Below are 8,829 nucleotides of genomic sequence, written 5' to 3' on the forward strand. Positions count from 1 at the left end.
TTTATTCCTCTCCTTCGTCTTTGCGGACGATGCTGATGTCGGCCACTGTGTCGCCGTCGTCAAGCCCGACCACGGTGTAGCCTGTGGCGGAGCGGCTCAGCACGGAAATTTCTTTCGCGCCGATGCGCACCATGCGTCCCTTGCTGCTTATGACGATGAGCTCTTCTTCTTCGTTTACGCCCCACGCGCCCACCAGCTCGCCCGTCTTTTCAGAGAGCTTCATTGCGCGGACGCCGTATCCGGCGCGGTGGTGCTGCGTAAATTCGTCATAGACCGTGCGCTTGCCGATGCCGCGCTCGCTGATGAAGAGCACTTTGTTCGCGTCGTTGACTACATCGCAGCCTACAACGGTATCACCCTCGTCGAGCCTGATGCCGCGCACGCCCTGTGCCTGACGGCCGAGCGGGCGGAATTCCTCTTCGTTTACGCGCAGCGTCTGCCCGAGCGCCGTGGTGAGCAGAAGGTCGTCCGTACCGCTTGTAAAGCGCACGCGCGAGATGTCGTCGCCCTCCGTGAGGCTCAGCACGCGGCGGCCGGCGCGGGTGAGGCCGTCCAGCTCTTCCACGGGAAGCCTCTTTGAGGTGCCCTGTTTTGTAACAAAAAAGACAAATTTTGCGCCGTCCAGCATGCTGTCCTTTATTGCGACGGCCTTTTCATCTTTTTCAAGCGTGATGATGGTGCCTACAAGCTTGCCCTTGCCGGTCTTGGGCTCAGGCAGCGTGAAGCCGCGCACGCCGAAGACGCGGCCCTTGTTGGTAAAGAGGTATATCGTTCTGTGCGTCGTGGTGGTGGCGATGATGGATATTTCATCCTCCGCCTTCGGTGTAACTCCCTTAACGCCTTTGCCGCCGCGAAGCTGCACGCGGTAGTCCTGAAGCGGCATCCGGCGGATGTATCCGTCGCGGGAAAGCGCCACTACGATGTCCGCCTCCGGGATGAGATCTTCGTCTGCGACCTCGTCCGCCGCGTTTTCGATGTCTGTGCGGCGCTTGTCTCCGTAGGAGGCCTTTATATCTTTCAGCTCTTCTTTTACAACAGAGTCCAGCACGAGGTGGCTCGAGAGTATGCTGGTGTATCTTTCGATGTCCATCAGAAGCTGCGCCAGTTCGGCGTCGAGCTTTTCACGCTCAAGCCCCGTGAGGCGCTGCAGGCGCATGTCGAGTATCGCCTGAGCCTGTATCTCGGAGAACTCAAGCTCGTCCATGAGCCTTGTGCGGGCGGTGACCGCGTTGTCCGAACCTCTGATTATGCTTATGACCTGATCGATCACGTCAAGCGCGCGGAGCAGCCCGTCAACGATGTGCCTGCGGTCCTCCGCCTTTCTCAGGCGGAACTCGGTGCGCCTGCGCACGACGTCGCGGCGGTGGTCGAGGAAGAGCGAGACCATCTCTTTGAGGGGCAGTTCCCTCGTCGCTCCGTCGACAATGGCAAGGTTTATGACGCCGAAGGTGCTTTGAAGCTGCGTTCTCGTGTATAGCTGGCGAAGCACGAGATTTGGGTCAGCGTCTCGCTGGAGTTCGACTACGACGCGCATCCCCTTGCGGTCGGACTCATCGCGGAGGTCTGATATTCCGTCGATCATTCCGCTCTGGACGCATTTTGCTATCGTCTCTATAAAATTGGTCTTGTTGACCATATATGGTATCTCGGTGATGATTATCGCGCGCCTGTTTTTGCGCCCGTCTTCGATGTCCACGCGCCCGCGGACCGTTATTTTGCCGCGGCCCGTCCTGTAGGCGTCTATTATGCCGTCGCGCCCAAGTATGATGCCGCCGGTCGGGAAGTCCGGCCCCGGCATAAGCTGCATCAGCTCGCCAAGCTCTACATCGGGGTTGTCGAGCATCGCGCAGCATACGTCTATCGCTTCGGTGAGGTTGTGAGGAGGCATATTTGTGGCCATGCCTACCGCGATGCCGGTGCTGCCGTTTACAAGAAGATTTGGTATCCTTGCCGGGAGCACGAGCGGTTCTTTTAGTGATTCGTCAAAGTTGGGGCCCCAGTCGACGGTATCTTCGTTGATGTCGGTGAGCATCTCCTCGCCCAATGGGTGCAGACGCGCTTCGGTGTAACGCATGGCTGCGGGCGGGTCGCCGTCTATAGAACCAAAGTTTCCCTGTCCGTCCACGAGCATGTAGCGCATACTGAAATCCTGTGAAAGGCGCGCCATCGTGTCGTAGATCGCGGCGTCTCCGTGAGGATGGAATTTACCCATCGTTTCACCGACGATACGCGCTGACTTCTTAAAGGCCTGCGAATGACGCAGCCCCAGTTCCATCATGGCGAACAGTATCCTCCGCTGAACGGGCTTCAGCCCGTCGCGCGCGTCGGGGAGCGCGCGGCCCACGATGACGCTCATAGCGTAGTTGAGATAGCTTTGCTTTATTTCTTCTTCCAGCGGCAGAGATATTACTTTGTTGATTTCAAAAAGTTTGCTCTGCTTTGAGTTATGCTCCATATATATACCTCCGGCCCTGCAATAAAAATCAGTTTCAAGAATAAAGCGGCGATTAACGCCGCTTTCAGTTCAGCTTATATATTGTATCACATGCCGGTATTTAATGTAAGAAATTATTGAAGAGGCTGGGGTGTAGCCGTTGTTTTAACAGGGTCTATGGGCCTTGCCACGACTGGCGACGACAGGACGATGGCCGTCGTTGTCATTCCGCAGCTTCCCATCTGGCTGATGACGTCCTCAAGGTGGCCGACTGACGAAACTACGACTTTCAGAATGACGCCGTCGCTGCCTGTGAGGTGGTGGCACTCAAGCACCTCGGGTATTGCCTTTGCAAGTTCGTCCGCCTGCGCCAAAAAGGAGACGGGGATAGAGAGGCGGATGAAGGCCATTATTGGATAGCCTACGCGGGCCTGGTCCACAACTGCGCGATATCCCAGTATGATGCCGGCCTCTTCCATGCGTCTCACGCGCTCGGCGACAGCGGGCGACGAAAGCCCAACCCTTCTGCCCAACTCGTTAAAAGAAATTCTGCCATCCTCCTGAAGTATCCTAAGTATCTGTCTTCCAATATCATCAAGCAACTTACTGCTCAGCATTGGCAATTCCTCCTACCGTCTTTTAAAAAATAGCTCTTTCATCACTTACCCATAGGTATATTAAGGCATTTTTAAAAAAAAGTGAATAGGAGGAACGAAAATCTATTTTTTAAATTTTGCATGGCACGACGCTGCAATGTTTTTGCACGTCTGTGGCCGCTTAATGCGAAAGACCGGCCGCCACCGCCCACGCAGCCTCAAGAGAGTGCAGGCACGGGATACCAGCGGCACAGGCATGAGTCCTGATAGCCACTCCGTCCGCCACATGCGCCTCGTTGCCTCCGGGGATGTTCAAAACAACATCCCACACGCCGGCGCGCAGTCTCTTTACAAGCTCCTCGCGCGGCGCCTCGCTCACCTTTATCCCCCATCTGCGCAGATAGGCGCAGGTGCCCTCTGTTGCGTCCACCTGCCACCCAAGCGCGGCAAACTGGGCGGCTACAGGCATCGCCTCGGCCTTGTTGCTGTCGGAGATGCTCATAAGTATCCGTCCCGCAACAGGCGGCTCCCATCCCGCGCCTTTAAGTCCGTCCATGATGGCGGCGGCAAGATTGTCCGCAACTCCCAGGCTCTCCCCGGTGGACATCATTCTGGCCCCAAGTTTAGGGTCTATTCCGGGCAGTTTATCGTTTGAAAATACCGGAACTTTTACGCCCCACTGACCGCTTTCTGGATACAACCCTACGCCGTAGGGCATATCTTTTAATTTTTCACCAAGAGCGAGCCCCACCGCTATATCCACGACGGGCAGGCCTGATATTTTACTCACTATGGGCACGGTGCGGCTGGCGCGCGGATTGGCCTCGATTATCCAGAATTTGCCTCCGCGCAGTACGAACTGGATATTCAAAAGCCCGTGTACGTCAAGTTCTTTTGAGATGACGGAGACAAAGCCGAGCACCTCGTTCTGCTGCTCCTTCGTCAGTGAATAGCTGGGAAAGACCGCTATCGAGTCGCCCGAATGGATGCCGGCCGGGTCTATATGCTCGAAGATGCCTGGGATTAGTACATCCTCCCCGTCGCACACAGCGTCGCATTCAAACTCTCTTCCCGCGAGGAATTGATCAACCATCACCTTTTGTCCAGGCACCGCTTCAAAGGCTTCAGTAAGCACCTCTTTGAGCGCCTTTTCACTGTAGACGGCTTTCATGGCCACGCCGCCTATGACGAAGCTGGGACGCACCATAAGCGGGAAGCCGAGCCGAGCCGCCACTTTGAGCGCCTCGTCAATGGTTTCAACGTCCACGCCCTCAGGCTCTGGGACGCCCATCTTTGTAAGCAAGCGCGAAAATTTGCCGCGGTCCTCAGCCGTGTCTATCACAGCGGCGTCAGGCCCGAAGAGTTTTACACCGCACTCCGAGAGGTCTAGCCCAAGCCTCAGCGACGTCTGACCTCCAAAGCAGGCGAATACTCCCGCCGCCTTTTCGCGCCTCAGCACGGAAAGCGCGTCGTCCGCGGTAAGCGGCTCAAGGTAGAGCGCGTCGGAGATGTCGTGGTCAGTGCTCACCGTCTCTGGGTTCACGTTCAGCATTATCGCTCGTATGCCACGGCGGCGAAGCGCTTCAACGGCTTTGACGCAGCAGTAGTCGAACTCAACGCCCTGCGCGATGCGTATCGCCCCGGAGCCTATCACCGCTATGCCGCCTTCGTGCTCCTCGTGAGGGTCGTCCCCCATCCCGCAGACGCCGTAATAATAACCGGAGCCGGAGGGGAACTCGCCAGCGCAGCCGTCCACTTCACGGTAGCCTGTGACGCAGCCGGCCTCTTCAAGCTTTAGCGCCGCCTCATTGCGTGAAATGCCCGCGGCAAGCGCTATCTGGCTTGCCGTGAAGCCTATTTTTGCCGCCTCAGTCATACGATTTACGTCAACGTCGTCCTCTTCAAGATATTTTTCCGCAAGCTGGATGGCGTTGAGCTGTTCTATAAAGTATCTGCGGATGTGCGTTTTTTCAGCCATCTCCTCCACAGTCGCTGAACTGCGGCGCAAAAGCTCTGTTATTGCCTGAAGACGCAGGTTCGTAGGCGTGTTCACCTGCTCCCAGAGCCGGCGCGTCTCCCATTCCCGCAATTTTCTGTCAGGCAGGGTGCAGCCGCGCGCAAGCGAGCGGCAGGCTTTGACTATAGCCTGAGCAAAACAGGAGCCAAGCGCAAGCACCTCGCCCGTCGCCTTCATGCGAGGGCCGAGCGACGGGTCGGCCTGTGGGAAGGTGTCAAAAGGCCATGAGGGGACCTTTACCGCGACATAGTCCATAGCGGGTTCGGAGAGAGCGCTGCCCGCTCCTGTCACGGGATTTTTCATCTCCGTAAGGTCAAGCCCCAGCGCTATCTTCGCCGCCATACGCGCTATCGGATATCCCGTCGCCTTGCTTGCGAGCGCGCTTGAACGGCTGGCGCGTGGGTTCACTTCTATCACATAATATTCAGCGCCGTTCGGTGAAAGCGCGAACTGCACGTTGCAGGCGCCGCGAATGTCAAGCTCCTCCACTATTTTGAGCGAGGCCGTCCTTATCATCTGCCATTCTGTGTCCGTCAGAGTGAGCACAGGAGAGACTACGATCGAGTCGCCAGTGTGGACGCCCATCGGGTCAATGTTTTCCATGCCACAGACGGCAAGCGAATTTCCGGCGTTGTCGCGGACCACCTCGACCTCTATTTCGTGCCAGCCCTCAAGATAACGTTCTATCAGCGCGTGCCCTACGGGAGAGGCGGCAAGCGCGTCCTCCGTCTGCACGACAAAACTTTCGATGTCGCGTACCACGGAATTTCCAGAGCCGCCTAACGTGAAGTCGGGGCGCAGTATGAGCGGCAGCGGATTGTGGAGCGCGAACTCTTGAGCTTCGGCCACGGACGAAACGCCGCGGCTTGCAATGATCGGCTGATGCGAATCGATCATCGCGCGTCTAAACGGCTCACGCGCCTCCGCCCTCTCGATAGCCTCCGGCTGCGTGCCGAGGACGCGGCACTTATAGCGCTTCCACATGCCGAGCTTTTCGCAGCGCATGCAGAGATTGAGGCCAGTCTGCCCGCCAAGCGTCGCGACCACTCCGTCAGGCCGGTGCTCCTTCAATATCTCTTCCACAACAGAGGCAAGCAGCGGCTTGATATAAACAACGTCCGCAACAGAGCTGTCCGTCTGGATGGTCGCCGGGTTGCTGTTCAGCAGTATCACCTGACAGCCCTCTTCCTTCAGCGCGCGGCAGGCCTGCGTGCCCGCGTAATCAAACTCCGCCGCCTGTCCTATCTTTATCGGCCCGGAACCAAGAACTAATACCTTTTTTATAGTGTTGTCTCTCATCTCATTCAATCGTCCTTACATGGTCTCTGCCGCTTTTACGCGGTCAATGAAGTTGTCAAAGATATAGGAAGCGTCCTGAGGCCCAGGTGAAGCCTCTGGATGAAACTGCACGCTCACCGCGTCATAGCGCCTGTGGCGCAGTCCCTCGACGGTGCCGTCTCCAAGGTGCGTATATGCCGTTTCCAGCTCCGTTCCGGCAAGAGAGTCTCCGTCCACCGCGTACTGGTGGTTTTGGCTCGTCAAAAGGCCTCGCCCCGTGGAAAGCTCCAGCACAGGCTGGTTCGCTCCGCGATGGCCGAACGGAAGCTTCTTCGTTGAAGCTCCGCAGGCGCGCGCCAGCAGCTGATTGCCAAGACAGACGCCCAGTATCGGCAGACGCCCCAGCATCTTTGCGATCTCAGCCGCCTCGCCGTCCAGTACGGCTGGGTCTCCCGGGCCGTTGCTCAGCAGTATTCCGTCCGCCCCAGAGGCAAGCACGTCCTCCGCGGTCGTGTCGTGCGGTAGCCGGATGACGCGGCATCCTCTCGCCGTCAGGCTTCGTATGATATTCTCTTTTACGCCGTAATCCATAAGGGCTATCGTTGCGGCGCCGTCGCCGTAAACTTCCGCTTTCCTGCACGAAACCTCGGAGACGAGGCTCTCTTCGAGCGCCGAAGCAAGCGGCGCGACAGGTGCGATATCCAGACGCCCCATCATCGAACCGCAGGCTCTTATCTTCAAAATAAGCTGTCGCGTATCTATCTCGGAAACCAGCGGACGCCCGTTCTCCGCCATCCATGAACTAAGCGATCCAAAACGTCCATTTTCCGTCTCATCAAGGCGCGTCGTCAGGGCTGCGCGTACCCAGGCTCGTCGTCCCTCAAGATTTTCCTTATCAACGCCGTATACTCCTATCGGCGGGAAGGCAAAAACCACTATCTGCCCGTTATAAGACGGGTCCGTCAACGTCTGCGGATATCCGCAGCTAGCCGTAGTAAAAACGACCTCTCCCTCAACCGGTTCGCTTATGCTGCCCACACCCTGAAAAACCGTGCCGTCGCTCAGCGTCAGAAAAATCTTTTTTTCCATAATTTTCGCGCACTCCTTCAATAAAAATGAACTTGAATAATAGTTTGGTTAATTTATTATACTAACCACGTGTTCAAAGTTCCAGAGTATTATAGCCCGAAGAAGAAAAACGTCAAGCCCTATCTTTAATAAAAAGCCGGACTGCTCGCAAGTTCAAGCGGTTGCACAAATTTTGCGGGCATGAGAAAACGAAACGGCCCTTTGTCGCTTTTGCGCTTTGCACAGGCGCGCTGCGCTCTATAATGATAAGGACAGAAAAGATAAGGAGGCCCGAAAATGAAATACAGCTTTGCTCCGCTTGCCGGTGAAAATTCCAAAATACTGATACTTGGCTCACTTCCGGGAGAAAAATCTCTACAGATGTCGCGTTATTACGCACATCCGCATAACCACTTCTGGAAGACCCTTTATAAAATATACGGGCAAACGATGCCCGACGATTTTGACGCAAGATACAAGTTCATCTTAGACCATGACCTGGCGCTCTGGGACACCATCAAATGCGCGAAACGCGACGGCAGCTTAGACGGAAAGATCCGCTGCGAAACCCCAAACGACGTCCCCGGCCTTTTAAAGAGCCACCCGCAAATAGCGCTCATCCTTTTTAACGGCGCCTGCTCCTTCAACAAATATAAAAAACATTTCGGCGAGCCGTCGCTACCCTACCACAAAATGCTCTCCACAAGTCCGGCCTGCGCAGGCCGCGACGAAGAAAGATTTTTGATGTGGCGGCAAGCGATATTGAGCTTAAAAAAATGACGCGCCATTTGTTCCATTTTTTTTAGAAAAAGTATTTGACGAAAATGAAAAAATGTCGTAAACTCTTACTTCGTGGAAGGGAGGTGACCTGCCATGGGTATAAAAGTTAACTTAGACGACTGTATCGGATGCGGGGTATGTTCGGAGCTCTGCCCTCAGAACTTTAAGCTTGACGAAGATGAAGGCAAGTGCATGGTCATCAGCCAAGATCCTTCTCAGACTGTAAAAGAGGCGGCGGAAAGCTGCCCAGTTTCGGCAATCATGATAGGTTAGCCGAAGACAAATCGGGGCCCATAGCTCAATTGGTTAGAGCTCCCGGCTCATAACCGGATGGTTTCAGGTTCGATTCCTGATGGGCCCACCAAAAGCCCAATTTCCAGTCGCAAGACTGGAAATTTTTTTTATCAACAAACTGACAGTGCCTTAAAACCGGCAATCACAATATGTCAACACGAACTCTTTCCAGCAAAACGGGCGCCACAAAGGCGACTCTTAAATAATTATTACAATGTCATTCATAGTGTTACTGCGTATTCAATAAATCGCAAAATATGTTATAATTCCCCTTAAAAGGAGTGATAGCAATGCCGCTTGCAACAATGTCGATTCGTGTAGAAGAAGAGACCAAGCGCGAAATAGAAGCATTTTGCACCGAC

At 55.3% G+C, this 8,829-nt stretch carries 6 protein-coding genes and 1 tRNA gene; 3 read left to right on the forward strand and 4 right to left on the reverse strand.

Annotation, left to right across the window (positions count from 1 at the left end; genetic code table 11):
- Position 1: 1 nt before the first annotated feature.
- From gyrA to RRY12_04605, 4 genes are all read right to left on the reverse strand, one after another.
- Positions 2-2,455 (reverse strand): DNA gyrase subunit A, encoded by a 2,454-nt coding sequence (gene gyrA, locus RRY12_04590; protein ID MEG2183933.1) that lies wholly within the window; start codon positions 2,453-2,455, stop codon positions 2-4.
- Positions 2,456-2,568: 113 nt separating this feature from the next.
- Positions 2,569-3,051 carry an Lrp/AsnC family transcriptional regulator gene (locus tag RRY12_04595; GenBank protein MEG2183934.1) on the reverse strand — a complete coding sequence of 161 codons (483 nt, stop codon included), beginning with the start codon at positions 3,049-3,051 and terminating at the stop codon, positions 2,569-2,571.
- 160 nt (positions 3,052-3,211) lie between these two features.
- Positions 3,212-6,346, reverse strand: a complete 3,135-nt coding sequence (carB, locus tag RRY12_04600; GenBank protein ID MEG2183935.1) for a carbamoyl-phosphate synthase large subunit — start codon at positions 6,344-6,346, stop codon at positions 3,212-3,214.
- 15 nt (positions 6,347-6,361) lie between these two features.
- The gene (locus tag RRY12_04605) at positions 6,362-7,414 is read right to left on the reverse strand and encodes a carbamoyl phosphate synthase small subunit (protein MEG2183936.1); all 1,053 of its coding nucleotides are present in this window, start codon (positions 7,412-7,414) and stop codon (positions 6,362-6,364) included.
- Between the two features lie 276 nt (positions 7,415-7,690).
- Here RRY12_04605 and RRY12_04610 point away from each other — a divergent pair, with 276 nt between their 5' ends.
- The 3 genes from RRY12_04610 to RRY12_04620 all read left to right on the forward strand — a co-directional run bounded on the left by RRY12_04610 (position 7,691) and on the right by RRY12_04620 (position 8,537).
- Entirely contained in the window at positions 7,691-8,173 is a 483-nt protein-coding gene (locus RRY12_04610) for a DNA-deoxyinosine glycosylase (protein ID MEG2183937.1), read from the forward strand.
- 93 nt (positions 8,174-8,266) lie between these two features.
- Positions 8,267-8,446 carry a ferredoxin gene (locus tag RRY12_04615; GenBank protein MEG2183938.1) on the forward strand — a complete coding sequence of 60 codons (180 nt, stop codon included), beginning with the start codon at positions 8,267-8,269 and terminating at the stop codon, positions 8,444-8,446.
- Between the two features lie 14 nt (positions 8,447-8,460).
- Positions 8,461-8,537 (forward strand) — tRNA-Ile (locus RRY12_04620).
- The last annotated feature ends 292 nt before the right edge of the window (positions 8,538-8,829 follow it).

The organism is Cloacibacillus sp. (genome assembly GCA_036655895.1).
Lineage (GTDB): Bacteria > Synergistota > Synergistia > Synergistales > Synergistaceae > JAVVPF01.

Bases quoted from the DNA above. Each gene is read 5' to 3' on its own strand.
- gyrA (MEG2183933.1), bottom strand. From the start codon at position 2,455: ATGGAGCATAACTCAAAGCAGAGCAAACTTTTTGAAATCAACAAAGTA.
- RRY12_04595 (MEG2183934.1), bottom strand. From the start codon at position 3,051: ATGCTGAGCAGTAAGTTGCTTGATGATATTGGAAGACAGATACTTAGG.
- carB (MEG2183935.1), bottom strand. From the start codon at position 6,346: ATGAGAGACAACACTATAAAAAAGGTATTAGTTCTTGGTTCCGGGCCG.
- RRY12_04605 (MEG2183936.1), bottom strand. From the start codon at position 7,414: ATGGAAAAAAAGATTTTTCTGACGCTGAGCGACGGCACGGTTTTTCAG.
- RRY12_04610 (MEG2183937.1), top strand. From the start codon at position 7,691: ATGAAATACAGCTTTGCTCCGCTTGCCGGTGAAAATTCCAAAATACTG.
- RRY12_04615 (MEG2183938.1), top strand. From the start codon at position 8,267: ATGGGTATAAAAGTTAACTTAGACGACTGTATCGGATGCGGGGTATGT.